Source organism: Nonomuraea sp. NPDC048892, assembly GCF_040649735.1.
In the GTDB taxonomy this organism is placed as follows: domain Bacteria; phylum Actinomycetota; class Actinomycetes; order Streptosporangiales; family Streptosporangiaceae; genus Nonomuraea; species Nonomuraea maheshkhaliensis.
Window position 1 is genome coordinate 39455 of record NZ_JBEZFZ010000007.1, and the last position, 26859, is coordinate 66313.

Consider the following 26859-nt stretch of genomic DNA (forward strand, 5'->3'; position numbering starts at 1 on the left):
GCGTTCCCTCCGATCCGTTCACGCTTCGCACAGGGAGAACTGCCATGGCCAACGACGTCACCATCACCCTCACCGGCAACCTCACCGACGATCCCGAACTGCGCTTCACGCCTACGGGGGATGCCGTCGCCCGTTTCCGCGTCGCCTCCTCGCCGCGCTTTCTCGACCGCCAGAGCGGCGAGTGGAAGGACGGTCGGCCGCTCTACATGACCTGCAACGTGTGGCGGCAGCAGGCCGAACACGTCGCGGAGTCACTTCAACGCGGCATGCGCGTCATCGTGGAGGGCCGTCTCAAGCAGCGCACCTACGAGACGACCGAGGGCGGCAAACGTACGGTCTACGAGGTAGAGGTCATCGAGGTCGGCCCGTCTCTTCGTAGCGCCACCGCCAGGGTCACCCCGGTCAAGAACGGGCGTTCATCCGGCCCCGCGCCCATCGAAGATCCTTGGGCCAACGCCTTCGCGGATCGCCCGGAAGCAGAGCCTGCCATGGCCGCCGCCCACGCGACCACCACCGGCGACGATGAGACTTCGGAGCCGGACTTCTGACCGGTTCCGAGCGGGCGGGACTGCCACAGTGCCGCCCGCTCAGGATCGTCAGCGCCTGTACGACCTTCTACTGACAAGGGGAAGAAACCTCGATGGATCCTGACGCCATAGCCCGTCGCGCGCGCCGGCACGGTTGGACCATAGAGTTCAACGCCGATCCCGGAGTCATTCTGCGCCGCCGTCTCTGGCAACTGGAGATCACTTTCGTTGGCGACGCTCCATCGATCGCGCTTATCTCCGGGCCGGAAAGCCGCGACGTCGGCCGGCCTGTCAACCTTCGCTCGATCAACACTCTGATCCGCTCCAGGCCGGACGAGATCGCCCAACGCGTCGCAGAGGCGATTCTGGGCGAACCCTCCGCCCGTACGGAAGATGCGGGTTCGTGACGGGGGGGAGGGGCTGGCCTCTGGCACGGGGCGGCTGGGGGCTACGCCGCCCCCAGACCCCCGCGCCGCGGGTGGACAGACCGCCTACCGGGCGCGCAACAACTCGTCGAACCAGGCGGCCTGCCCACCCGCCCGGTCGCCGGGCCTTGGTCACGGGGCATCCGGACGTGCCACTGGCGCGGTACTCCCGGCTTACTCGGCGACGATAGGACCGGGGCCGGTCAGGGCCGCGAACGTTACACTGGAGCGGACTCCTTTGGGAGTTGTCAATGTGCAGGGACCGGCAAGGTTTTCGATTCAGAACCCTTCGGGGTTCCGCCTTGCCGGTCCTGTCACATCCGCTGGCGAACTCAGCTCACCAGTCGAAGCCGAGTTGCCGTTCCGCCTTCACCGACAGATCGCTGAATCTGGCGAGTGCGGCCCTGAGACCATAGATGCGGTGCGGGTCGGGGGCCACAGAAACGGCCAGTACACAGAGATCCCGAGCTATCAGCCACTGGAAGATGAGGTCACGGAAGATTGCCGTGGTGACCGGATCCAGTGGAAGGTCGAGCATCGCGGTACGTGCGCGCTCCATGGCTTTGGCCCCGAGGAGACCGCCTGACTCCTCCGTGTGGATTGGCGGGAGTTCGATGGGGATGGGCAGGAGGCTGAGGAGTTTGTTGGTGAGGGCGTAGGCCCCCAAGAGCATTTCGGCCAACTCTTCCAACTCGTCCATGGGGTATGGCCTGCCTTTCTTGAGTTGTCACTGTGCGACATCGTTCGGGATTTCGACTCCCTTACCGATGCCTGGTGATCGCCCTGGCCTCACCCGGAAGGAACCGGGTGAGGCCATCGGAAACGGTCAGAGATCCAGGTCGAGACCGAGTTCTGGGGCGAGCATTTCGGTCAATGTGCCGAGGCGTTGGATCATGAGCCAGATGGCGTCGATCCGGTACTCTTCCTGCTCGTCTTCCATCGTGCACAAGGCACACAGATCGAGTACCGCTGGCCACTCGGTGAGTGTCATGTGCAGGAGGGACCTGACTTTGTCGTCCAGGGGGAGATCGAGGATGAGCGTCCTCGCCCTGACGAGGGCCTGGACCGTGTCGGACGGGTCGTCGATCCGGGGGAGTCCGATCGGGACGGGCAGGAGTGTGAGGAGCTTCGCGAGGCGGAAGTAGATGCCTATCAGCATCTCCAGCAGTGCATCCACGCGTGCGAGGTACTCTTCGCGGTCCACCGTGATGGTGTCCTCTCTTGAGTTGTCAATGTGCGCGGTTCGGGGTTTCGACCCCCTTGCCGACGTCTCTATTATGCCATTAATCGTTGAAGATATTCAATAGTTAATGGCATAATAGAGGCGTGGAAAACACCAATAATTCGGTCCGCGACGCAGCCGCCTATGTCGCCCAGGCGCTTGGAATAACGATGGCCGAACTAGACGAGATCGTCAGCACGCTCACCGCGAGCGACCAACCCGCCAGGAGCGACGGCGAAAACCTACTGCTCGCTCTCGGCGAGATCATCCGAAGAGAACCGAGCCGGTATGACCTTGTGGACGCAGCGGAAGCCGCCAAGATCCTCGGTGTCTCACGCTCACGCCTGCACCTGCTCGCCGATACGAAACCGGACTTTCCCCAGCAGCGCTACCCGCATCTCGCCGGGAAACTGTGGCGGCGACAAGACATCGACGTCTTCAATAGAACATGGGACCGCCGCGTGGGCCGTCCGCCGAAAGCTACGTAACCACGGATCTGATCCCTGATGATCACGCAGGTGTTGTCACCGGCGAGGGTCGTTCACCAGGGCGAACCCGTCAGCATCGGTCGCCGTCAGCCGTTCGACCGTGAAGCGCCGACCGGGCAGCTCATTGGCAGGCAGACCGGCCTGCGCTGCGATGCGGTGGGACGGAACCCGAAGGGGAGCGGCGGCGTCATGATGCGGCGTGATCAACTCCGCCTCCTCGCCGATCGTCAGCAGAACCGTCACTACTGCGCTCATCGCCCGCCGCCCTTCCCGACCTTGCCTCGCACGTACAGAGCCCCAGCAGTGCGACCCTACGTCCCCGCATGAGGTGACGGTCCTACAGTAGCCGTGTGCGCAGCGCCCGCCCTCTGCCTAGGTGTGAAGACGCCTGCGGATCGGCCTTCACACCTAGGCATCTTTTGTCGCCCTTGTTATATTGATCAGGTTCGTGATCTTGGCTGTGGTGCCTTGATCCAGCTTCCGTGCCCGGGTTCACAGCCCGGAGGTGACGCACTCCCATGCTGAGCATCGGCCTCGGCTACGACCCGGGGTATTTGACGCGGCAGGTCGGCAAGGGGGCGGAGAACTACTACCTGTCATCGCTCGGTGACGAGGAGCGCGGTGAGCCGCCAGGGGTATGGAGCGGTGAAGCCTGCGCCGAGCTAGGGTTCACGCCCGGCGAGGCGGTCGAACCGACAGCCTTCGAACGGCTGTACCGCAGCTTCGCCGACCCGCGTAACCCCGCCTTCGACGACCCGTCTCTCCCTGAAGCGGGCAAGCCGGTGCTCGGCAGCAGACCAGCCCAGTTCGCCGAGGACACCGGCCGCAAGCCCGTCTACTTCCTGGACCTGACCTTCAGCCCACCCAAAAGCGTGACTCTGCTCCACGCCGGCCTGCTGGCGAAAGCGGCTGAGCAAGAGCGCGATGGCCACCCCGATCAAGCTCTGGACCTCCGGGCCCAGGCCGCCGCTGTATGGGACGCGGTCATGACGGGCAACGCGGCGATGCTGGAGTACTACCAGGACGTGTGTGGGGTGAGCCGGGCCGGCAAGCACGGTCCGAAGGCGGCAGGGAGGTCCACCGGCCGCTGGGTCGACGCGCCGCGCTGGGTGGTCGCCTCGTTCCGGCAGCACACCTCCCGCAACGGCGACCCCCAACTGCACGTGCACAACCCGGTCCTAAACCGGGTTCCGTGCGATGCCGACGGTAAGTGGCGGGCGCTGGACAGCCGAGCGATTCATGCTGTCCGTCCTGCTGCGGCCGCGCTGGCTGAGCGCGTCATGTGGGAGACGCTGACCTGTTCGTTGCCGATCGACACGCGGGTTCGAGCCGACGGCCATGGGCTGGAGGTCGAGGGCATCGACGACGACTTGATCGGCATGTTCTCCTCACGCCGCGTCGAGGTCTCCGGACTTCTGGAGCAGTTGCGCGCGCAGTACGTCGCCCGGCACAAGCGCGAGCCCTCAGCTCGCGCCCTGTTCTCCATGGCGCAGTACGCCACCCGCGCCACCAAGGCCCGAAAGAGCAAAGCTCCCGCACCCACCCACGCCGCGGAGCTGGACCAGTGGATGGAGCAGTCCAGACAGGTCGAATCCGGCACACTGGCCGAAGTTCCCGACCAGGCCTTGAGCCAGCGCACGCATCCGCAGACGAGCTCCGAAAGGGAGCAGGCGGCGGCTCTCACCCAGCAGATCCTGGAGCGTTCGGGCCATGCGACTCCTACACCTCGACCCGACGCCGCCGTGGAAGGCGCCGAAGAGTCCCAAGCCGAGCAGCAGATACACCGAATTCTCCAGGCAGCGGTCGCAGACGCTCAACGAGCCAAGGCCGTGTTCTCCCGGTACGAGGTGACCCGCGCCATCAACCGCCACCTCCCCGGCTGGCTTGGTGGGTTACCCGCGAACGCAGTCAGACAGGTACTGGAGAACCTGACCGAACAGGCGATCGGCGCGGGCAACACGTACGGGGTGCGATTGCTGAACGTGCCCGAAGTGGTCGAGGTGCCCGCCGAGCTGCGGAGGGCGAACGGCAGCAGCGCCTATGTCGCGCCCTGCGCCGAGCGGTTCACCACCGACGATCACCTCGCCATCGAAAACCGGCTGCTCACAGCCGCTCAGGCCCGTACCGCTCCGGCGATCCCGCGCCAACGGGTGCAGGAATGGCTGGCACCGCGCCGCTCCGGCGACGACAGTCCTGGACTGCGTGAGGACCAGGCCGAAGCCATCATCGGCATCGCCACCTCGGGCCGGGCCGTGGACGTGTTCGAGGGCCCGGCCGGATCCGGCAAGTCCTACGCGCTGGGCCGGTTGACCGGGCTGTGGCGGGCCGGCCAAGGGGTGGGCTCGATCGGGCTCACCCTGTCCACGAACGCCTCCTACGTGCTGGCCGACGAGGGCTTCGAGCGGACGTTCAACATCCGACGCTTCCTCACGCTGGCGCGCACGGGCAAGCTCAGGATCGAGCCCGGCACGCTGATCGTGGTCGACGAGGCGTCCATGGTGCCCACCGCCGACCTGGCCGCCATCCAGGAGGTCGCCGAGCGGGCGTTCGGCAAGGTGGTGTGGGCGGGCGACACCGCGCAGTTGTCAGCACCGGAAGCGGGCGGGCTCATGCGGGTGCTGGCTGCCGACGCCGGTTCGTACGCGCTGAACGTGGTCGAGCGCATGGAAGCGGTCTGGGAGCGCGAGGCCTCCCTGCGGCTGCGCGCCGGCCAGGTCTGGGTGGTGGACGAGTACGACGAGCGCGGCCGCATCGTGGAAGGCGACCGCGAGCAGGTGACCACTCGCCTGGTGTCCGACTACCTGGGAGACCGCGCCGCCGGTCGGCGGGCGGTGATGCTGACCATGTCCAACGCCGATGCCCGCGAGCTGGCGGCCCGAGTGCGCGCCGAGCTGGTGCGACGCGGTGAAGTCAGCACTGAGGGGGTACGGCTTCGCGACGGCGCCGTCGCGGGTGTCGGCGACCTGGTGATGGCCCGCGCCAACACCAGACGCGTCAACGTCGCCGGCACCTGGCGTACCTTGTCCAACCGCGACGTTCTGCGCGTCGACCGAGTCCTCGACGACGGGGGCCTGATCGCCCACCTGACCAGCCGGATTCACCCTGGCGGCGACCCCGCCCGTCGCGTCTACATCCCCGCCCACTACGCCGCCAAGCACCTCGAACTCGGCTACGCCACCACGACCCACGCAGCCCAAGGCCGCACCGTCGACGTCGCCCGCGCCCTCATCGACGGCCGGGTCACCCACCAGATGTTGTACGTCATGCTGACCCGCGGCCGCTCCGCCAATGTCGGTTACGTCGACGTCACGGCCCTGGCCGCAGCCGACCTGCGCGAAGGCGGCCAACAGTCGCTCCAACTGGCCGACCCCGACCCCGCGCCCGGCGCACCCACCCTCAACGCCCGCACCGTCCTCGCTCACGTCCTCGATCGCGACGACGCCGCACCGGCCGCCATCGAGGCCCTGCGCGAGGAAGGCGAACGCGTCACCCATATGGCGCATCTGATGGCCATCTGGCGCGACATCATCGCCCTGGCCACCCGACCACGTCACCGCCGGACGCTGGGCGCGGAGCTCACCCCCGACCTGTACGAGAGGCTCCAAAACGACCCGGCCCGCCGCGCGCTCGCCGCCCTGCTCCAGCGGATTGAGCTGTCCGGTCGCGACAGTACCGAGCTGATCCGCCGGGCGGTGCACCAGCGCACCTTCGACGACGCCCGCTCGATCGCCCAGGTACTGCACCATCGCCTCAGTCGCCTGCTGACCATCGATGACGAGGGTCGGAATCCGGTGCCCGTGCGTTGGCGTGACCGGCCGCCGCACATCGACGATCCCGACCTGGCCCGATACGTCCGCGAGGTCGCTGAGCGTATGGACCAACGCACCGAACACCTCGGTCAGCTCGCGGCCCAGTCTCCACCGACCTGGGCTTTGCAGCACCTCGGCGCGGTTCCCGACGAACCTCTCCTACGAGAGGAATGGATCGTCCGAGCCGGCGTCATCGCTGCCTACGGTGAGGCGTACGGCACTTCCCTGCTGACCAACCACCGCCCCGGACCGCTCGCTCCTGACCGCGAAGCGGCCTGGCAGGCCGCCCGGCAGGCTCTGACCTCCCGCAACTTCCCAGCCGCCGAACGCCCGGATGGCGAAGTACGTCCGCCAGACCGCGCTACCCCACAGAGGTTAGAGTCCCCCTCGCGCAGTGACGACACCGCCGCGGCGATGAGACAGGCCGGCGCCTTGCTCGCCCTTTCACACACGCCCTACCGCGTGGGGCTGCTCACATTGGAACAGCTCACTGCTCGCGCCGACGAGCTCACCACCCAAGCCCGCGATGCCGCAGCCGCCCTCACCGCCGCCGAACAACGCGCCCGAACCTACGCCGTCACCGGAGGCGGTCCCGCCGAGCAAGAACTGACCAGCAAACGCGTCAAGCTCACGGAGCAACTGCACCGCATCGAGGAAGTCACCGCAGCGCAGGAACGACTTCACCTCGCCGAACAAGAACTGGAGCAGGCCCAGTTGGCCGAGCAACCAAGCGCTCGCCTGTCCGCGGCACAGGACGCGCACGCCACCGCGAGAGAACAAGCCCATCAGGCCCTCGCCCAGGCACCCCCGCGTACCGTATGGCCGCTGATCCGCCACCAGCGCCACCAGCTGATCACCCACTGGGACACCATCCTGCGCGCCGGCCGGCAAGCCGACATCCAGGCCGCTGAGAACGACGCCGTCACCGCCCGAGCCACCCAGCAGCTGATCCGCAACGAACTGGACGCAGCCCAGGACGAGATCGCTCGCCGCCACGCCCTGCCCCTGGCTCGCCAGCACGTCGAGCAGGCCGCTCGCGATCACCACCACGCCAAGCAACAGCAGCAGGAACTTCTGTCCACCCTGGCTGGCACACCCGACGGTGTGGGCCTGCTCACCACCAGCCAACTCTCCGCCCGCATGGCAGAACTCCGCCGGCGCCAACAGGAACTCGCCACTACCGTACGAACCGCAGAAGACCACCTGACGCACGTCACCGAACTAGGCGGCGGCCCCGCCGAGCACGCCCTCCAACAGCGTCGTGACGAACTGGCGAGACACCTGCAGCACATCGACGCCGCAGACCCGGCCGCCCGGCGACGCGACGAGTTGGCCCAGCGCCTGAGAGGCCTCACCCAGCAGAACGAGACGATCCTGGAACAGATCCAACAGATCCGTTACGAACTTCCCACGCTAGGACGGGTCCTGCCTGGGGCACGAGCACGCCGCGCCGCCCTGGAGAATCAACTCGTCCAGCTCTACCAGCGGCACACCGACCTCTTGCAGAGCTGCCAGACGCTTGAAAGCGCACATCTCGAAGCGAGCCGAGCCGCCCACGCCAGCGCCGAGCAAGCTCCTCCCCGTTCCTCGTGGCCGCAGATTCGCCGACAGGCCGCCGAGCTGAAGCACAACTGGGAACTAACGCGGCAGCAAGCCCAGGCCGCCGACCTGAAGTCGGGTCAAGACCGTCTCGAGGAGGGCCGCCGAGACGCTCTTCAAACGGCTTGCATGCTGCAGGCCACCGTAGAAGAAGTCGAGCGCCGCCAAAGCCTGCCCCACGGACAACGCAAGGCCGAGCACGACGCCCGAGCCGAGCACCAGCGGCGCCTCCGTGAAGAGCTGGCACCACGGGGGACTCGCCGAGGTGCCAGCCGAACACCGGCAACTTTCCGCCGGACTCAAGACCGAGTGCCGGAGCATCAAGATCGCGAACGGAACCACTGAGCCAAGAAGGCGCTACGCAAGTGAGCATGGAGTTGCATGATTTGGGCCGTCACCACTACGTCGGCGGCGCGGTCGCGGAGCACTTCCAGTAGCACGCGGCCGACCGACTGGGTGACGGTCATGCCAGGCTGGGCAGTCGCTTGACCTGTGACAGGCCGACTACGCCGCCGCCGTGGAACGCCTTGGTGAAGATCGCCAGGGTGCCTGGCGCGATGGCGTCCCTGCCCTGGGTGCTGGCGAGGCCGGTGGCGTGGATCAGGCCGTTCTAGGCGTCGCCGTCATCCCCGCGTGCGCGGGGAGCACGTCCTGACGGGCACCGACACCCGCGACTGGGTGGGACCATCCCCGCGTGCGCGGGGAGCACCCGACGGTGAACAGCGGCACGGCGGGCGTGGTGGGACCATCCCCGCGTGCGCGGGGAGCACGCCTTTCCGGTGGTGTCGTGTCCGTAGGTCTCGGGACCATCCCCGCGTGCGCGGGGAGCACCGCCGAGGCCGGGAACAGCACCAGGCGGCTCGCGGACCATCCCCGCGTGCGCGGGGAGCACCCTTTGGAGCAGCCATCGCCCGATGGCGAGCCGGGACCATCCCCGCGTGCGCGGGGAGCACCTCCCGTCCGGGTCCTTGTCCGGGACCTCCGGGGGACCATCCCCGCGTGCGCGGGGAGCACGTCGAACGGAGGAGCCACGTGTCTGATCACACGGGACCATCCCCGCGTGCGCGGGGAGCACATGGTCTTGACGTGCCGGTGTTCCTGGCCGGGGGGACCATCCCCGCGTGCGCGGGGAGCACTTCGCGGTCGGCTACGACACGTTCGGGATCTCGGGACCATCCCCGCGTGCGCGGGGAGCACTCGGCCTCGGCCTTGAGCTTGATGACCTTGCCGGGACCATCCCCGCGTGCGCGGGGAGCACTCAGGGGCTTCAGCCCGGCTACGGCGCCGGTAGGGACCATCCCCGCGTGCGCGGGGAGCACGGGATCCGCATCCCCCGCACCACCCACCAGCAGGGACCATCCCCGCGTGCGCGGGGAGCACCGCCACGAACAACATCGGCACGCGGGTCACCGTGGACCATCCCCGCGTGCGCGGGGAGCACCGGAAATTGTCTCGCGAAACACATCGAGCATAGGGACCATCCCCGCGTGCGCGGGGAGCACACCTCCGACCAGTTCGGGCCGGCCCAGTCGATGGGACCATCCCCGCGTGCGCGGGGAGCACAGCGACGCGGGATCGACGAAATACAGGATGCCGGGACCATCCCCGCGTGCGCGGGGAGCACCAGGTCGGCTCGATCCTGTACTACGGCGCTGAGGGACCATCCCCGCGTGCGCGGGGAGCACGATAACAGTACGGGCGATGTGACGATCGCGCCGGGACCATCCCCGCGTGCGCGGGGAGCACGGACAAGGAAGTGACCACGTTCGCGAGCCTCGGGGACCATCCCCGCGTGCGCGGGGAGCACGAAACCAGGCCCTGCCACATGCTCACCGCGGCGGGACCATCCCCGCGTGCGCGGGGAGCACGGCCCCGCCGAATTCCAACGCCCAGATGCGTTGGGACCATCCCCGCGTGCGCGGGGAGCACAACGTCGGCGAGGAAGAGGCCGGAAGGCTCCAGGGACCATCCCCGCGTGCGCGGGGAGCACATCCTGATAGGGCTGGCCAACCACGCAGACCCGGGACCATCCCCGCGTGCGCGGGGAGCACAGGTCCCGCCACCGCGCTCCACTCATGGCCGCGGGACCATCCCCGCGTGCGCGGGGAGCACTCCAATTGGCCAGTTCGTTGATCAGTGCCCTAGGGACCATCCCCGCGTGCGCGGGGAGCACTCTCTGCGGTCGAGGTCGGTCGCCTCGGGATCGGGACCATCCCCGCGTGCGCGGGGAGCACTCTCGATGACCTGCAGCGTTAGCCCGCCAAGACGCCCAGATCGAGCACTTTCGAAAATTTGGACATTTTGGACACTATTCAGATTGGCGCTTATGCGGAATGAGAACTTCACGATACGGGTTAAGTCGCGTCCTCGGAGCGGTGTTGAAGGCTCGACGAGGTAGGTGCCGTGGGCGGCCTCGGTGGTGGGCGTAAAGGCCGGGCCGTCGGTCGGTGGAGTGTGTGGGTGGGTGGAGCAGAGTTCGGCGGAGGTCGTGCAGGCTGCGCAGGTCCAGTCTGGTCAGGATGAAGCCACGCCAACCACGGGCGGCCCGGTCGAGGACGGCTCACACGAGTGAGTCGCAGCTGCTCTCGCCGGGGAACCGGCCGATGACCTTGACGCCCTGGCGGGTGCGAGGCAGAGGGGATCGCTTGCATACAGGCATCCCCTCTGCTTGTCACGCGACCATGAAAATCTTCGGTTGTTGGGGTTTCCCCGGGGATGATGTCCTTCAATGGCTGCATGCTCGATGAGGAGCCTTCTCCCGGCCGTTGGGCGATGGGGCTGACCGCTACGGCCGGCGCGGTTTGGGCTAAGCATCACCAGGAAACCGGTGGATGGTTGCCCTTGTGGCGGCACATGGCGGACAGCGCAGCAGTGGCCTGCTGTGGGACCGTTGGCTGCCCGTCCAGGTGATGCGGGTCATCGCCGAAAGCCTGCCGGGAGGCATCGAGGACGGGCGTTGGTTGGCGGTGTGGTTGGCGGCCCTATCGCCAGGATGTCTGACACGATGACGTCCCTGCCCCGGGTGCTGGCGAGGCTCAGGTGGCCTGGATCAGGCGCGTTTCAGGCGCGGAACATTAGATGGTCTGAAGGCCGGCTTCAGAACCTTGGGACCATCCCCGCGTGCGCGGGGAGCACAACGGTCTGGCGGGTCACTTCCGGCTCCCGGGGGGACCATCCCCGCGTGCGCGGGGAGCACTCTTGGCAATGACCACGATGCGTATCTCCTTCGGGACTATCCCCGCGTGAGCGGGGAGCACGAGTCCGACGTCTCCCGCGACCACGACGGCAAGGGACCATCCCCGCGTGCGCGGGGAGCACGTGAGCCGCCTCACAGTGAACAAACCTGTGAGGGGACCATCCCCGAGTGCGCGGGGAGCACGGCGACACCGTGAACGTCCGCAAGCCGGCGGTGGGACCATCCCCGCGTGTGCGGGGGCACAACGACCTGCGGGCGGACGTCGTCATCCAGACAGGACCATCCCCGCGTGCGCGGGGAACCCACGACGACGGATGCGAGTACTTCCGATTAGGTTGCATCATGCGACTCATTCAGGCCACATCCAAGGCACTGACTATCGAGGGGCTGCCAAGCTGATCAGCCCACACCCATACCCCCTCGCTCGCCCGACGCCGCACGTAAGCGCTTCGCGTAGCAGTTGAGGATCGGTCACTCGCATCAAGCCTTCCAGCGTCACCGTTTCCAGTGTCACCGGCTTCTTCTCGCTGTCCGATCGCCAGAATCGGAGCCGCTTGCGATCCCGAATCTCCACTGCGAAAGGGATCGAGGCCTCCGATGGAGGCTCGGTATCGGGCAGCGGAACAGATCCCGGCAGAAGTTCGAACCCCCACTTGTCGGCCCGTTCTGCGAACCATGAGATCTGGTTGAGGGCGCCGACCAGCGGAACAACCTTGCCTCGAACCTTGGCCCTGGCTTCTCTCGCCTCAGGTCCGGGGTGCAGCGACTTGACAGGATTGATCGTCACGCGGAACACGTAGCGCTGTCCGGCGGCCAGGCGGTTCAGCAGGGGGAGGTAATCCTTGGTCTCGAAGGGCCGGCCCGATTCAGGCCATCCGTAGAAGTCTGTGACGTGGTGCAGGTCTGGCTTGTCCGGCGACACGATCCACAGCACCGGCCGGCGATGGTCGTCGCTGTCCAAGCGCCACAGCACACGAGGGCCCGTCGCGGCGTCTGATGCGGGGTCAACGGGAAAGGCCTGCATCACGGCGGCGTGGATCTTCTGTGGGTTGCCCAGGAACGTCACGGCTCCACGTCGTCGTGGATTGATGAAGGTACGGGTGAGATACATGTCATCCATCCAGCAGATCCATGACGGCATCTCCGGTGAAGCCGTAGCCGGCCTTCTGATGTGCCAGCAGGTCCTGCGCAGTCAACACGTCGTGGTGCACCGGACGTTGCGTGAACTTCCGGTCGAAGGGAGTCCCTCCCTCTGCCGGGAGGTCATCCAAAAGTTCCTCTCCGTCGGGTTGATCGAGTATGAGCGCGAGGGACATGTTCTCCGTTCGCTGCCGCCACTCGGACACCTGCCAGGGAATGACTTCGCGTAGCACGGTCTCCAGACCTGTGATGTCGCGCAGCAGGGAGACCAGCACGGGCTTGTCCGGCGGACAGGAGCGACGTCCCAGGTACAGGGGATAACGCGGGGTACGCAGGGCAGCCGCGACTCGTTGGAGCAAGTCGCGCTGATCGTCTCGATCGCCGGCGAGGGCCGCGACGAACACGGCGTCTTGGAGGTAGTACCGGCGGGATATCTTGCTCTGCCCAGGCTTGAGGGACTTGCCGTCGGCGGTGGGCAGTCGTTGCTCCCGTGGCTTCAGGGGGTCATGCGAGGCCGCCGACATGGTGTGGTAATCGATGAGGAGTTGTCCGGGCCGATCGATACGTACGCCGAATTGCAGCTCAGCCAACGCGGAAAGGTCCGTTCCGCGGGGCCATCCCAGAGCGCTGGCGCACAGCCCGATCACGCCCGATTTCGTGGGGTGGCTGAGGGTGCCCCGCACGTTGTACCGCGTGGCGCCGCCCCAGGATTGGAGCGGTCCGCTCAGGCGCAGGACGAGGACATCAGTCATGCTCGATGCCGATCACTCGCGTCAGGGCGTCACGTGCGGCTGCCAGCCCTGTAGGGAGCGGCTGAGGAGCAGGTAGCCCTGGAATCTGGTCCTGCTCATGACCGTCGCCGAGCCAGGCCGGGTAACTGGCCGTGTGGAACGCGGGAGCGGTGCCGTAGAGCTCGTCCTGCTCCCGGTAGTAGCGAGCGAGCGCGGACACAGAACGGCCTAGGTAGCCGACGGTTTCGCCGTCGTAGCGTTCGGCCAGGACGGGACGCTCGAAGGCGCCGGCGAGGCTCACCGGTTGGTCTGTCCGTACGGAGAGCAGGACGAAGTCCGGCCGGGTGTTGTTGGCGAACGTGGTTCGCTTGCCCGTCGGCATGCTGAGGAGGAATGCCTTGGCGAACTCCACCGCGACGTCTATGGCGAACGGTCGGTCCGCGTCCAGGTTGTCGATCAGGCTCTGCACGTCGACTGTTGCGTAGCGGTACATGGTGGCTGCGTTGAATTCGACGGTGCCGATCATGCCCGCGCCGGTCTCGTCAGCGGACTCGTCCTGGTCGTCGACGGCTGTGTAGTAGTCGAATTGAGCCTCGACCGCGTGCGTGGAAATGGCATGCGCTACTTGGCAGGCGGCGTCGACGTTCATCGTCGGGTCGGTCGCGATCATCCGGCCGAACAGCGCGACTGCCGGTGCATGACCGCTGGTGACGGTGTCCCGAAGCTTCAGATCGTTGAGCGTCTTGGTGAACTCCTTCGTGTTGCCGACCGTTTTCAGGACCCGCTCCGTGTCCTGTAGCAGGACGTCAACTATGCGGGAACGCTGGGCCTCGCCATAGAACAGGAGGAACTCGGTAGCGGCTCGCCCGTTCTTCTTCGGCGTCTTGGCTCCGAAGAGGGCCGTCACCGTGGCATCGGCGACTTCGGCTGCACGCTCGCCCATCTGGGGCTGCCGCTCCAGCAGATCGGCGGCGAGGATCTCCGGCAGTCTCTTGGTGCGTTGGGAAGGCTGGAAATCCGCGGCGCGCTCTAGCTGTTTCCGCGCTGCGCGCTTCCAGGCTTGTGAGGAGACCCGCATCCGCCGTGCGCCGCCGTACAGGGCGGTTTTGGGGCTGCCGTTCTCATCGCGGTTGATGTTGGCGGGCGGCACGGGCTGGATCGCGTGTACGTCCAGAAACACCATGGATCTCACTCCTTGTCTGTAGTCTGCTTGTTCTCTGCGGGGAACGGCTTGTAGAAGTCGCGCCCCCAGCGCAGAGCTGTCGAACCGCGGGAGGGCGCGTAGGCCCAGGCCGCCAGGTCCGAGATGAACTGGACGTAGTCGAGGGCGATGGACGCCTGCCGCAGCATCGGAACCAGGCCGCGCGCATGACCGACGAGTTCGGCCACGGACACCGAACTCATTGCTGCTTCCAGCCGCCGCACGATTCCGCGATTGACCGCCTCGAACTGCGGTGTCGCCGGACTGAACTCGCGCCGTTCCAGACCTTGCGCCTGATGCTTTGCGAGCAGCCGGCTGGCTTCCCCGAAGGATCTCCTGGAGCGTTCGTGCATCGGGCGATCTTGCGACTGCTGATGAACGGCGAAGAGGCCTAGGCCGTAGTGAATCGCGACCTCCCACGCCCGTGCTTCGCGATCATGTTCCCGCTCGTCGGGATGACTGAGCACGTTCGCGATCTGCATGGCCAGGACCGGCATGGTGTCGGGCGAGTGGCTCAACCCCTGGCGCCATCTGCTCAGAGTCGCTGACGCGTCGTCGCGCAGATCGTTCCTCGGCGGTGGTTTGAACAGGGCCTCGAGTTCATGCTGCAGCCGTCTTCTGCGTTCGGCGTTCAAGTCCCTACGGCGTGATGCGGTGGGCGCTGTCACTCCTGGCCTCCGTTCTGCGGTCCTGCCGGTTCATCAGGGTCCTGGGGCTTCGGCAACAAGGCGAACAGCACCTGAAGGAACCGGCTATGAGCAATCGCGAGGTTGATCGGCTCTGGCCGGCCCCCCTTCTTCGGAACGCGCATGCGGGTACGGTGCGCGGTCGGAGGCGCATCATCCACGATCGACTTCGCCAGTCGCTGGGCTTCCATTCGGACGCGGTCATGCCACTCCGCTCGATAGGCATCGACGGCTTCTTCGTCGCGAAGCTTCGCTATCCAGTCGCGGAAAGGCTGGTCCAGTACGAGGTACAGGCGGTTCTGAGCGCTGTTTCGCCGAGCGAGCTGGGCTTCCTCATCGCCGCCCGAGCACAGCACGACCTCGGCGGCGAGTTGGCCAAGGGCGTGCGCCACCCGGGACGAGTCCTCGACACACTGAACGGCCATCGCGTCGAGGCCTTCTCTGCCGGCTGGACGCAGTAGTGCGACCGGCAAGGGAAGAACGTCCGTGTAGGTCTCTTCGATCACGGAACTTTGAGTGCCGTAGACCACGCCGTATGCGCGAAGCTGCAGCACCTTGTCCTTGGGCAGCTTGACCGACCGCAGGTGCGTCAGCACATGCGGCGCCATGGAGCGGCGGCCTCCATCACCCTTCTCGTACCGCCGTCCCAGGATGCCCCCAAGACCGCGCCACAGCTGCTGCCCCGGGCGGTGCCGAGATGGGCGATAACGGGCGGAACTCGCCGCATCGTCCACCGCGTACCAAGCGGTGTGCGGCTCCAGGCTGTCGAGTGTGGTCTCGTCCTTAAGACGGTCGCCGGCACAGACGAGGACTTGCCGGACGGTGGTCTCACCTCCGCTGCGTTCGGGGAAGAGCCGGACACGCCGACCGGGCCACCCGTACAGATCGAGGACACCGTGCGGCAGCCGTGCCTGCCAGGCAGCGGTCAGGGGGTCCTGTTCCCATGCAGGTGTGTCGTCCGCCGGGGAGATGTCCTGGTTGAGGACAAGCAGGTTGTACATGAGCGTTTCCCACAGCGTTGTGCCTGTTGGGATGAGTACGCCCAGCGAGCCAAGAAGTCCTGTGCGGTTGCCGGTCGTCTTGCCCTGCTTGGCTTGGGGATCGCCGTGGGCCCCGGTCTTGATACCTGCGGTGTCCCAGCAGTGGACGTGAAGCAGCCAACGGGCGGCTTCGGGTGGGGTGAGTTCGACCGACTGCCGCTCCGCGGACTGCGAGAAGATCGGAACGTTGTTACCGCTGGCGGCATAGGGGATCAGCAGGCCGGCTGGCTTCCTTCCGTCGCCCAACCTCGTTAGACCGCCGGCCTGAAAGAACGGATGCTTGGGGCGGAAGAGGTCGAAGCGGTCTCGCCAGGTGTCCAGGTAGTTGTTGATGGGCTCCGGAGGGAAGAGGCCGAGTGAGTGGAGGTACTCCCAGTCACCTTTGATCCTTGGCTGAGACTCGTGCTGCTTTCCATCGCGCATGCCGAGCGCGCGATGCAGGACGGCCAGCAAGTATCGGATCAGTGCGGGGTACTGAGTCGGGACATCGACGCTGAGATCCCGAATCAGGTGCGCATTGAGCAGTAAGTCACGAAGGGAAGCGGTGGCCGGCGCCCCACTGATCGTGACATGGTCGAGCCACGGTTCGTCTACCAGGTTGAACGAAGGCTCCGAGCCCGACGAGTTGGCTTCGCTAATGGTCCACCCCGTTTCAGTGCTGTAGGTGAAACTCCTGGCACCGTGGCGTACCGTCCCGGTGGCCTTGTTCAACATGAGTACACGAAGGGACCGACACCATGGCGCGTTCCGCCATCCTGGTGGAGACTCCAACCGGCTTTCATCCACCATCCGGGACGGAAGACGAATCGCCTGACCGAGTACCGCCTTCTTCTGCTCCGGTGTGGGCGTGCGATCGAGCGGAATCATCACCTGCTCGCCCTCCGACACGGTCACCGCGATCGTCGCGTCGACCCTTCGCAGCAGGATCACTTCGATGCTCGGCTCACCGGAACGTACTCGGAGGCGGTTGCCGGCGGCCTCCTCGTCCGCATCGTGGGAAGTGCCTCGCTGTAGCTCACTGAGGTCGGGAGCGATCGGATCCGGCTCTGCGAGCAGCAGCGCGTTGGCCTCTCGCCGCATCTGCGCAAGGGTGTCCCGCATCCGGGCCGTGGCCGCAGCCATCCGCTCGCTCCAAGCGTCCGGTACGACCGGTCGGTCACCGTAAACCTCCTCAATCAGCAGCGGGACGTCGTCCGGAATGCTGACGCCTTCCCTTCCGCGAAGGACAGCCAAGGTACGGAGCAGGAAGTGGTGCAGGTACGGGCGATCGTCGAACGTGGGAAAGCTTGGAAGGCCATCGACTTCTTCATAGCCCGTGACGACCATTGTGGGATCAGCCAGTTGGTCAGGCCGCGGGTTTGGACGCTGATGCCGATGCAGCCTCCCTGCTCTCTGCAACACGAGGTCGATCGGCGCGAGGTCCGTGATCAACAAATCGAAGTCCACGTCGAGCGATTGCTCGACCACCTGAGTAGCTACGACTACATGTCTGGCTGGTCTATTCGGATTCTCGGAGATTGCCCCGGTGGCCTCGTCGGTCGTAGGCGGGCCGAATGCCGCGGAGAGCCAGTTGTCGAGGCGCGCACGATCGGAGCTGGTGAAGCGCGCATGAAGCAGCGTCACTTCATCGGCGCCTAGGCGCTTCCTCAGTTCCTGGTAGGTCTGCTGCGCCCGCGGGACGGTATTACGCAGGATGAGAACGCAGCCCCGAGCGGGAATCCACCGCATGATGGACGCATGGTCGTCAGCATCCGCTGGGGCGAGGACGACTTCGACCGAAACGTCACGAGACTCGGTTTTCTCAGCGACGCAAGTGTGCACAGCGGTGACGGCTTGGTCTGCGTCGGCGGCTGGCCTGAAAAACGACGCGCTAGCTTTTCTACTGGCTTGGCCTGGCGCCGGGACCCATGTGATCTGCGGGTAGCCGGGCGAATCTACACTGGTGTCGATATTCCCCGCGTACGCTCTGAGCAGCGCAGAGCGCTGTTCGGCTGGCAGAGTCGCGGACAACAGCACCACGGGCACCCGATGCACTCCAAGCCAGTGCAACACCCGGTGCAGGATCCGTGACATGTACGCGTCGTAGGCGTGCACCTCATCGATCACCACGACCTTGTTGGCGAGCGCGAGATGCCGCAGCATCACATGTGGAGCACTTACGCCGGTGAACAAAAGCTGGTCGATGGTCCCCACCGAGACGGGGGAGAGCAGCGCCTTTTTTCCACCTCTCATCCACTGGGAGGCGGTAGCGGAAGCGCTGTTGCAGTCACCTACTCCTCCGAGAGGCAGGTCCTCGAACCGTTCATGCTGCCTGGCTTTGCCGTGCACCAGGCCGACAGTCGGAGGAGGACTTTGCGGCAGGTGGCGTAGCCATACGTCAAGCACCCGATCGAAGATGCGATTACTCGTCGCCTGAGTAGGCAGCCCGAAGAACAACCCGTTGAACCCGAAGCGAGCGGCGAGAACCTCTGCGACGACCAGCGCCGCCTCCGTCTTGCCCTCGCCCGTGGGCGCTTCGACGATGACTAGGCCAGGCTGATCCATCTCGGCGGCGACTTGATGAGCGACTAGTTGTGTATCGCGCGGTGCTCGAATGCCGAACCGTTGGGAGTACATTTCCCTGGCATCAGAGATGTTCACCGGATGCCAGACGGCTTCCAATTGCATGGTTCGCCGCGTCTGCTCGGCCCTGCGTGCCGCTTGCGCCGGATAGCCATCAGACCAAGGACCCGCGTACGGGAAAAGCTTCTCATTGGACGCCAGCCAGTCACAGAGGATGACGGCGCCCGAACAGACGACCTGGCTACCGATGGGCGGTACATGGTCAGCCAACAGAGCCAGAGGAACGCCTGACCGCCGAGTCATCTCCTCAAATAGCTCCCGCTGGACCTCCCGCCACTCCGGCCCTCCGATCTCCGAGGTAAGGAGTGGAATCTCCACTGATCCCGGTCGAGGGTAGATCCCATGATGTCCCCCTACGACGTTCGCCACCCAAGAGCTTGCCCGCGGAGTCCAGCCAGCTTCGGACGTGAAGAGGTACATGAGGTGCGCTGACACCATGCTGTGCGGCTGCGTAGACGGGCCAGCCGGTAGGGGGATCACATGGTTGATCTTGGGGCCGTGTTGCGCGCTCTGACCTTGAAAGCTGCTGGCCTTTCCCAGATCGTGTAGGGAGGCCAGCCAGCGAAACAGAGCCCGGGATGCCTGGGTGCGCTCCTGCTCTGTCCCGGGAATGCCGTCTGCTAGGCGTTCATGGAACGCCGGCGACAGGTAGCAGTCCCAGAGTTCGTCCGCGACCTCCAGGGTGTCCACCATGTGCGCGAGCAGAGAATGCCACCTGTCGCCGAGAGTGTTTCTGCCTCGAACTGCACCCGTCTTGCCCCACAGAGCCTGGGCGGGCCTGCTGAATCTCGATCCGGGGTCCTGTGGGGTACTTCCGTGACGCAGTGAGGCCATGTGCTGGTTCTAGCGCGGCGGGGTGATCCCTGCCACGAAAGTAGCGAAGACGAGACCCGCGATCACGATGGCGAGGAGCACGACGCTGACGTGGGCAAGATTGAGCGAGATCGCGACTGAGAGCTGTGCGCCTCGCAGTTCGATGTGTAACCGAGACCGGGTGACCACCGACCCGGGCGATCTGGAACTACCCGCCCTCGGCGCCACACCTGAAGCCGAGCAGCATTGGCTATCGCGCATCTGGACGCGCCCCGACGTGCGCGCGGCCGTACGCGTCGCCAGTCCAACCCTTGCCGAACAGCTCGACCAACTCGCCGAAGGCACCGACCCCGCCCGAATCCGCAGGCTCACCCTGGCCGTGACCTCCTACCTGCTGCGCTGGCAGCGACGCCCCACCCCGTTCGGTCTGTTCGCCGGAATCGTTCCGGCCCTGCTCGGCCATGCGGCCAAGGCGGACTTCGGCACCCGGCACCAGATCATGGCACGAGCAGACGCGGCGCGGCTCGGCGCGCTCATCGACCGGCTGGAGGCACAACCCCACCTGCTAGTCACTGCCAACAGCGGCGGATCCGTCCGAGGTGACCGGTTCGTTATCCCGGCCAGGCTCGATGTCCCCGCCGAGCGGCCGGATCTCCTCGCCGAAGTGTCCATCCGCCACACCCGGCCCGTACGTCTGGCCCTCGCCGCGGCGTCTACACCGGTCCGGTTCACCCAACTCGCCGACCACCTTGAAGCGGCGGCCCCAGCGGTGCCGGCCGACACAATCGTCACCATGCTGACCAGCCTCGTGCAGCAGGGCGCGCTGCTGTCCAGCCTGCGCCCGCCCACGACCGTCGTGGATGGCCTGCCTCACGTGATCAGCCAGCTTCGCGCCCTCGGTGGCGGCCTGCCCGACATCGCCGACCTGTTGACCGAACTGTGCGAGATCCAGCGCGACCTTGCCCGCCATCACAAGGCTGCGCCGCTGGCCGACGCTGAACCGCTCGGCCTCACCGTCACTGCACGGATGACCACCATCAGCCGCAGCGAACATGCGGTAGCGGCCGACACAGCGGTGGACGGCCAGATCATCGTGCCGCACGCCGTAGCGCAGGAGGCGGCCTCGGCTGCGTCGGTTCTGCTGCGGCTGACCACGCGCCCGTTCGGCGCCGAGACGTGGCGGGACTCCACGTCGCGTTCCGCGCCTGATACGGGCCCGGCGCGATCGTCCGCGTGCGTGACCTGATCAGCGACTCAGGGCTCGGGCTGCCGGCTGGGTTCCTCGGCTCATCACGCGGGCGCGCGGCCCGCGCCCTGACCGACCGCGACACGTCGCCCCGCCGCGCGTGGAGCTTGCGTTCGAGCTGCACGCTGCCACGGCCGAGGCGGTCGAGCGGGGCGCGTTCGAGTTGTGGGTGACCGGTGTCCCAAGGTCCGACTGCAGCATGGCCGGCAGGTTCGCGCATCTGCTGTCAGGGCAGGCCCAGGATTTGCTGGCCGCCTCCTACACCGGGCCCGACGACGTGGTGACGGCTCAGCTTTCGTTCCCGCCCCGGTATCAGCGCAACGAGAACGTCGTGCGCGTCCCGCAACTGCTGCCCGCGCTGATCTCCCTGTCGGAGTATCCCGCCGATGCCAAGACGATCGGTGTGGACGATCTCGCGGTCACCGCCGACTCGACCCAGATGTATCTGGTGCAGGTCTCGACCGGCCGCCGCGTCGTCCCGTACGTGCTGCATCCGCTGGAGGCGGCCGTGAACACGCCGCCGCTGGCGCGGTTCCTGGCCGGGGTCGCCTCGGCCCGCCATGCGGTCTACGGCCCGATCGACTTCGGCGCGGCTCGCGGCCTTCCGCACCTGCCGAGAATCCGCTACGGCCGGACGGTGCTGGCCCCGGCCCGCTGGAACCTCCACGCCATCGACCTGGCCGGGCCGCGCGAGCCCTTCCAAGCATGGGTGAAGACGCTGGAAGCATGGCGGGATCGCTGGCGAGCCCCGGCCCAGGTCGTGTTATGCCAGGACGAGCTACGGCTCCCGCTCGACCCCGACCAGGATGTTGACCGACTGGTCCTGCGGACCCGCCTGGACCGCGCCGGACGGCTCGAACTCCGCGAAGCGCCCACAGCCGCCGGACCGGGGTGGGTCGGCCGGGCGTGCGAATTCCTCACTCCGCTGACAACCGTCCCCTAAGCTGCGCGCCCCGCCCGCCTCCCCGCAACCATGCGCCCGCCCACCGCGATGCAGATGCCCGGCGCGGGCGACCTAGTCCACGCCCGGCTGCTCGGCCACCCCGACCGCTACGACGAGATCCTCACCGAGCACCTGCCTCGGCTCCTGGACCCGCTCAACACCACACTGGTGCGCTGGTGGTTTCGCCGCCACCGCGACATCACCCGGCCCGACACTCTCCACCAGCTTCTGCTCTACCTCCAGCTCTGCAACTCGCACCAGTACGGCGCAGTCGCCACCCACCTGGCAGGCTTCGCCACCGGCCTGCAGTCCGCGGGGCTGCTCGCCCGCATGGACCTGGCCGCGTACCAGCCGCAGACGGGCCGCTACGGTGCCGGCGTCGCGCTGGCCGCCGCACACGAAGTGGCAGCGTGCGACTCCGGCGCCGCACTCGCGCAGATCGTCATGGCCGCCCGGACAGGCCTGCCCGCTCAGGCCATCGCCGCGGCGTCGATGGCCGACCTCGCCGCCAGCCTCGCCGCATCCGAAGAGGGGTATGGATGGCTGATCAACAAGCTCGACCGCGAGTACGGCAAGCTCGGCCGGACGTCACGCGACGCGACGCTGCTCCTGGCCAACCCCGCCGACGACCACCAAGCCCTCCGCGACCAGCCGGGCGGCGCGGCAGTGGCCAACGCCTGGACTGCTCGGCGGGCCGCCCTGAGCGGCTACCGCGTCCAACTCGCCCGCCACGACCACCAACCCATCACCGTGCTGCGGTCCCTGCTGCATGACCACCACGTCCGCGCCCTCGGCGTCGATCCCGGCACCGAGGCGGTCACGAACCGGCTGGCCCGCGCCGCACCACGTGCGGGCTGAGAGCGGCTCGCGAGATGCCTGCCTATGGTGGCGTCGCCCTCGAGGCCATCGCGGTCCTGCCGGTGGGACAAGCGCCGCTGACAGCTGTGGCAGCCAGCTCGATGATCGCAAGGCCGGCGGGGATCTTGTCGCCGCAGCGCTCCAGAAGGCGCTCGTAGGCGTCGGTCTTGTGCGGGTCGGGCGCGCCTTCTCCCTGGGCGAGCCATGGGTGGCGGAGGAACTGTTCTGGGGTCCAGGTCAGGCCGGTGACCGGGGGGCCTGCGGGGATCCCGCTGGGCCCGGCATACCTCGAGCAGGTCCTCCAGGCAGGAAACCTCGCCTGGCCTAATCGGTCAAGGCGGAATCGCCCGTAGAGGTGACTGGCAGTGGGCCAGCGGCGAACGTGCGGCGGTGCGGGCGGCGCCCACTGGAGAAAGAGGCTAGGCGCATCCAGGAACCCGTCGGCCATCCCTGGGCTGTCATCGTTATGTTAAGGCAAGTAGGTTGACGCCTACGTGCCTTACAGATATGCAGTGGTCTTCGGGCATGTCAGTCATGTCAGGTCTCACGCCTCGCTACTTCCGGTCTGTGTAGGCCGGTAGTCGCCGACAGGCGGACGAGCGCACCCGCTACACCCACATCGAGCCGTTGTTCGGGGAGGAGGTGATCGACTGGGGGCTGATCGAGACCCATTGGACGGACCTGCTGCGTACCGCGATCTCCATCCGGGAGAGCCGGCTGTCGTCGGTGACGCTGCTGCGCCGGCTGGGCAATCACTCGCGCAAGAACCGGTTGTATCGAGCCTTTCGGGAGTTGGGGCGATCGCGAACTGCGTGATTTACTCGACCGCCTGCGATATCACGGACGCGGCCAACCAGCTGGCCGCCGAAGGCCGGCCGGTCGACGTCGATGACCTGGCCACATCTCTCCTGACATCACCCATACGGTGCGCCGGTTCGGCAACTGGGTGATCAACTTGACGCCGCCGGACCAGGCGCCGACCACGCGCTTGGCTCTGGAGCCGCGCGTGCTGTTCCCCGCCGGCCCGGCCTGATCCGACCGCCGCCCACGGCCCGACTTCCAGCTGTGCCGCGTTGGCCGGTTATGCCCGTAGCGCAGGCGCGCACCGGCTGCGGTGAACGCCATGACCAGCGAGCCTCCCTCGCAACATCCCACCTCGGTGCAGCAGTTGGTCTCCGCCCTGATAGCGCTGGGCGTTTACACGGGCGAAGGCGACCAGGCCGAACATGACGCCGAAGCCGAACGCCTAGGCGAGCGGCGCTACCGGATCCGCTTGGCCAACGCGCTGCTGGATGCCGCCCAGATCGAGGCGATGCTCGCCGAGCAGGACGTGGACCTGGGCGGGGCGCACGACGAGCAGCTGGTCACCGCGGGCGTCAGCGACGACCCGGTCAAGCTGACCGGCTTCCTGCAATGGCAGACCCTGCGCGTCGCCGGGCCGCTGCGACTGGTCGCTCAGCACGCCGGCACCGGCCCCATCCTGGTGGCCGCCGCGCACGCCGCCGACGGTCTGCAGCGCTGTTCGGCGTCGTGGCCGCCAGTCAAGTGCCCAGTGTGGAGCAGGTCAAGGAGCACATCGCGCAGATCGAGGCCGCCCGCGGGTGTTTCGTCCACGTGATCGGCAACATCGGCCTCCTGCTCGACATGCTCGGCGGTCTGCACACCGTCCTCGGGGAGAAGTGACTGCCAGAGTTGGCTCGGCGTCACCGCAGTTGATCACCAAGTATCGGCGGGTCTGCCGTGCGAGAAGGGGACCCGGGGAAGAACCATGCAGATCAGCTCGCGGGCTCGTGTGGGTAGTGGAGGTCGAAGGCGGGGCGTTCGGATCGGATGCGCGGGACGGCGGTGAAGTTGTGCCGTGGTGGCGGGCAGGAGGTGGCCCACTCCAGTGAGTTGCCGAATCCCCAGGGGTCGTCCGGCAGCGTAGGTGGCGCGCCCCGTGTCGTGCGCCAGATGTTGTAGAGGAAGGGCAGCGTGGAGGCTCCGAGCAGGAACGCGCCCGCCGATGAGATGGCGTTGAGTGTAGTGAAGCCGTCGGCGGCGCTGTAGTCGGCGTAGCGCCGGGGCATGCCGAGCATGCCGAGCCAGTGCTGGACCAGGAAGGTGGTGTGGAAGCCGATGAACAACGTCCAGAAGTGGATCTTTCCCCAGGTCTCGCCGAGGAGCCTGCCGGTCATTTTCGGCCACCAGAAGTAGAAGCCCGCGAACATGGCGAACACCACGGTGCCGAACACGACGTAGTGGAAGTGCGCGACGACGAAATAGCTGTCGGTGACGTGGAAGTCCAGTGGTGGCGAGGCCAGGATGACGCCGGTCAGGCCGCCGAACAGGAAGGTGATGAGGAAACCGATCGAGAACAGCATCGGCGTTTCGAAGCTGAGATGCCCGCGCCACATGGTGCCGATCCAGTTGAAGAACTTCACTCCGGTGGGGATCGCGATGAGGAAGCTCATGAAGGAGAAGAACGGCAGCAGCACCTGTCCGGTGCCGAACATGTGGTGTGCCCAGACGGTCATCGACAGCCCGGCGATGGCGATGGTCGCGCCGACGAGGCCGATGTAGCCGAAGACGGGCTTGCGGCTGAAGACCGGGATGACCTCGGTGATGATACCGAAGAACGGTAGCGCGATGATGTAGACCTCGGGGTGGCCGAAGAACCAGAACAGGTGCTGCCACAGCATCGCGCCGCCGTTTTCCGGGCTGAAGATCTGCGTGCCGAGCTTGCGGTCGGCCTCCAGTGCCAGCAGGGCGGCGGCCAGCACCGGGAAGGCCATCAGCACGAGCATGCTGGTCAGCAGCACGTTCCAGGTGAAGATCGGCATCCGGAACATGGTCATGCCGGGGGCGCGCATGCCGATGATCGTGGTGACGAAGTTGACCGCGCCCAGGATCGTGCCGAGGCCGCTCAGCGTCAGGCCCATGACCCACAAGTCGCCGCCGACACCTGGGGAGCTGATCGCGTCGGACAGGGGTGTGTAGGCGAACCAGCCGAAGGCAGCTGCGCCGCCAGGGGTGACGAACCCGCTCAGCGCGATCAGCCCGCCGAACAGGAACAGCCAGTAGCTGACCGCGTTCAGTCGGGGGAAGGCCACGTCGGGTGCGCCGATCTGCAGCGGCATGATGACGTTGGTGAAGCCGGCGAACAGCGGAGTGGCGAACAGCAGCAGCATGATGGTGCCGTGCATGGTGAAAAGCTGGTTGTACTGCCCGGCGCCGACGAACTGCAGCTCCGGCTGGGTCAGCTCGGCCCGGATCACCATGGCCATGACCCCACCGATCAGGAAGAATCCGAACGAGGTGATCAGGTACAGGTAGCCGATGACCTTGTGGTCCGTCGACGAGAGCCACGACACCAGCAGCCGCCCTTTGGCGGTGGCGGGCAGGGCAATGACGTGCTCGGTGACGGACATGCGGTCACCTTTCGAGCCGGCGGGTGACGCGGACCTGCCACTGGTCCGGCCCGCAGGCCAGGTAGGCGAAGCCGTAGTCGTCTTCGCCAGCCGCCAGGGCGTGGCAGAGTTTGTCCGGGTCGGTGTGGGAACACAGGTCGAGGTGTTCGCCGCGGGGCAGCCTGTGCAGCCGTTCGCTGACGGCCTCCAGCAGCCGGTCTGCGGGGAGCACGTCCAGGTCGATGGTGGGGCCTTCGGTGAGCGGATACCAGCGGTGCGGGAAGGCGCCGAGGGCAGCGGTGGAGATCGTCGGCCTGCCAGAACCTGTCAGGGTCGCTTGCTCGGTGGCGAGGTGGTTGTGGAGCAGGGTGAGCAGGTCGCGGACGGTGGTGGCGATCTGGGCGGGCGAGCGGGTGCCGCGTCCGCGGGCGGCGGTGGCGATGGTGTCCACGCAGGCGCGCAGCCGTGCGTGGTCGCGGGCCAGCCGTGACAGTTCGGGGGTGGCTTCGTGGGCGGGGAAGAGCAGCCGTTCTTCGTCAGTGAGCTGCCGGATGAGTTCCGCGCGCAGATAGCGGGCCAGCGTCGTCAGTTCCCGCCTGGGCCATCGGTCGTGCGAGGCGATCTGCAGGACGCGGCGGGCTCGGTCGGTGATCTGGGTCAGGAGGTGAGCGTGTTCCGCGGTCAATGTGGTCTGAGTATCCATGATCCCTTCCTTTGACCGGATCTGGCGGGGCCGGGTCCGTTACTTGCTGGACCGGTTCGCCTGCGCCCGCCGTAGATGCGTTGGTCTGGATGAATGATCTGCTCCTTGCGGCCCCGGTGCAGCCAGTCCACCGGGTCCTTCCCCACGCGTGCCTGGTCCACCACTCCTGGCGTGGCGATCACGACCCTTACCGCTCGTCCTACCTGAGACCTGGTTCGTCC

Annotated in this window: 19 protein-coding genes, 1 pseudogene and 1 CRISPR repeat array; of the genes and pseudogenes, 10 read left to right on the forward strand and 10 right to left on the reverse strand. The window is 66.7% G+C overall.

Features of this window, described 5'->3' with window-relative positions; genetic code table 11:
* Positions 1-44: 44 nt before the first annotated feature.
* Together AB0C28_RS24200 and AB0C28_RS24205 are read left to right on the forward strand one after the other, a co-directional pair.
* Positions 45-548 (forward strand): single-stranded DNA-binding protein, encoded by a 504-nt coding sequence (locus tag AB0C28_RS24200; RefSeq protein ID WP_358077513.1) that lies wholly within the window; start codon positions 45-47, stop codon positions 546-548.
* A 92-nt stretch (positions 549-640) separates the two neighbouring features.
* Positions 641-934, forward strand: coding sequence for a hypothetical protein (locus tag AB0C28_RS24205; protein ID WP_358077516.1), 294 nt, complete (start codon positions 641-643; stop codon positions 932-934).
* Positions 935-1289: 355 nt separating this feature from the next.
* Here AB0C28_RS24205 and AB0C28_RS24210 read toward each other — a convergent pair whose 3' ends face one another.
* Positions 1290-1652 (reverse strand): hypothetical protein, encoded by a 363-nt coding sequence (locus tag AB0C28_RS24210; protein ID WP_358077519.1) that lies wholly within the window; start codon positions 1650-1652, stop codon positions 1290-1292.
* Positions 1653-1778: 126 nt separating this feature from the next.
* Complete coding sequence (locus tag AB0C28_RS24215) at positions 1779-2156, reverse strand: hypothetical protein (RefSeq protein ID WP_358077522.1); 378 nt, start codon at positions 2154-2156, stop codon at positions 1779-1781.
* A 122-nt stretch (positions 2157-2278) separates the two neighbouring features.
* On the opposite strand from AB0C28_RS24215, the gene AB0C28_RS24220 reads away from it, so the two are divergent.
* Positions 2279-2662: a hypothetical protein gene (locus AB0C28_RS24220; RefSeq protein WP_358077526.1), complete on the forward strand. Its 384-nt coding sequence runs from the start codon at positions 2279-2281 to the stop codon at positions 2660-2662.
* Positions 2663-2698: 36 nt separating this feature from the next.
* Here AB0C28_RS24220 and AB0C28_RS24225 read toward each other — a convergent pair whose 3' ends face one another.
* Positions 2699-2905 carry a hypothetical protein gene (locus tag AB0C28_RS24225; protein WP_358077529.1) on the reverse strand — a complete coding sequence of 69 codons (207 nt, stop codon included), beginning with the start codon at positions 2903-2905 and terminating at the stop codon, positions 2699-2701.
* Positions 2906-3180: 275 nt separating this feature from the next.
* Here AB0C28_RS24225 and mobF point away from each other — a divergent pair, with 275 nt between their 5' ends.
* Positions 3181-8415 (forward strand): MobF family relaxase, encoded by a 5235-nt coding sequence (mobF, locus tag AB0C28_RS24230; protein ID WP_358077532.1) that lies wholly within the window; start codon positions 3181-3183, stop codon positions 8413-8415.
* A 274-nt stretch (positions 8416-8689) separates the two neighbouring features.
* Positions 8690-10304: a CRISPR direct-repeat array (repeat unit 29 nt; unit sequence GGGACCATCCCCGCGTGCGCGGGGAGCAC).
* A gap of 538 nt (positions 10305-10842) precedes the next feature.
* A complete protein-coding gene (locus AB0C28_RS24235; protein ID WP_358078112.1) occupies positions 10843-10980 on the forward strand; it encodes an HD domain-containing protein in 138 nt (45 codons plus the stop codon).
* Between the two features lie 662 nt (positions 10981-11642).
* Here AB0C28_RS24235 and cas6e read toward each other — a convergent pair.
* The 5 genes from cas6e to cas3 are packed head-to-tail and all read right to left on the reverse strand — an operon-like array spanning position 11643 to position 19520.
* Positions 11643-12386, reverse strand: coding sequence for a type I-E CRISPR-associated protein Cas6/Cse3/CasE (cas6e, locus tag AB0C28_RS24240; protein WP_358077535.1), 744 nt, complete (start codon positions 12384-12386; stop codon positions 11643-11645).
* The gene (cas5e, locus tag AB0C28_RS24245) at positions 12379-13158 is read right to left on the reverse strand and encodes a type I-E CRISPR-associated protein Cas5/CasD (RefSeq protein ID WP_358077538.1); all 780 of its coding nucleotides are present in this window, start codon (positions 13156-13158) and stop codon (positions 12379-12381) included. The genes cas6e and cas5e overlap by 8 nt, the downstream gene beginning before the upstream one ends.
* Entirely contained in the window at positions 13151-14320 is a 1170-nt protein-coding gene (cas7e, locus tag AB0C28_RS24250) for a type I-E CRISPR-associated protein Cas7/Cse4/CasC (RefSeq protein WP_358077541.1), read from the reverse strand. Before cas7e ends, cas5e begins: the two co-directional genes overlap by 8 nt.
* A 5-nt stretch (positions 14321-14325) precedes the next feature.
* The gene (casB, locus tag AB0C28_RS24255) at positions 14326-14973 is read right to left on the reverse strand and encodes a type I-E CRISPR-associated protein Cse2/CasB (RefSeq protein ID WP_358077544.1); all 648 of its coding nucleotides are present in this window, start codon (positions 14971-14973) and stop codon (positions 14326-14328) included.
* Positions 14974-15002: 29 nt separating this feature from the next.
* Positions 15003-19520 (reverse strand): CRISPR-associated helicase Cas3', encoded by a 4518-nt coding sequence (gene cas3 / locus AB0C28_RS24260; RefSeq protein WP_358077547.1) that lies wholly within the window; start codon positions 19518-19520, stop codon positions 15003-15005.
* A gap of 160 nt (positions 19521-19680) precedes the next feature.
* On the opposite strand from cas3, the gene AB0C28_RS24265 reads away from it, so the two are divergent.
* The 5 genes and pseudogenes from AB0C28_RS24265 (at position 19681) to AB0C28_RS24285 (ending at position 24164) form a co-directional block, all read left to right on the forward strand.
* The gene (locus AB0C28_RS24265) at positions 19681-20745 is read left to right on the forward strand and encodes a lantibiotic dehydratase (protein WP_358077550.1); all 1065 of its coding nucleotides are present in this window, start codon (positions 19681-19683) and stop codon (positions 20743-20745) included.
* A 43-nt stretch (positions 20746-20788) separates the two neighbouring features.
* Positions 20789-21688, forward strand: a complete 900-nt coding sequence (locus AB0C28_RS24270) for a lantibiotic dehydratase family protein (protein ID WP_358078115.1) — start codon at positions 20789-20791, stop codon at positions 21686-21688.
* 30 nt (positions 21689-21718) lie between these two features.
* Complete coding sequence (locus tag AB0C28_RS24275; protein WP_358077553.1) at positions 21719-22546, forward strand: thiopeptide-type bacteriocin biosynthesis protein; 828 nt, start codon at positions 21719-21721, stop codon at positions 22544-22546.
* 600 nt (positions 22547-23146) lie between these two features.
* Positions 23147-23350: pseudogene (locus AB0C28_RS24280) on the forward strand (Tn3 family transposase); the annotation flags it as partial.
* 319 nt (positions 23351-23669) lie between these two features.
* A complete protein-coding gene (locus tag AB0C28_RS24285; protein ID WP_358077556.1) occupies positions 23670-24164 on the forward strand; it encodes a DUF6245 family protein in 495 nt (164 codons plus the stop codon).
* Between the two features lie 157 nt (positions 24165-24321).
* Here AB0C28_RS24285 and ctaD read toward each other — a convergent pair whose 3' ends face one another.
* Together ctaD and AB0C28_RS24295 are read right to left on the reverse strand one after the other, a co-directional pair.
* On the reverse strand, positions 24322-25956 hold the full coding sequence (gene ctaD / locus AB0C28_RS24290) for a cytochrome c oxidase subunit I (protein WP_358077559.1): 1635 nt from the start codon (positions 25954-25956) through the stop codon (positions 24322-24324).
* 4 nt (positions 25957-25960) lie between these two features.
* Positions 25961-26638, reverse strand: coding sequence for a hemerythrin domain-containing protein (locus tag AB0C28_RS24295; RefSeq protein WP_358077562.1), 678 nt, complete (start codon positions 26636-26638; stop codon positions 25961-25963).
* Positions 26639-26859 lie beyond the last annotated feature (221 nt).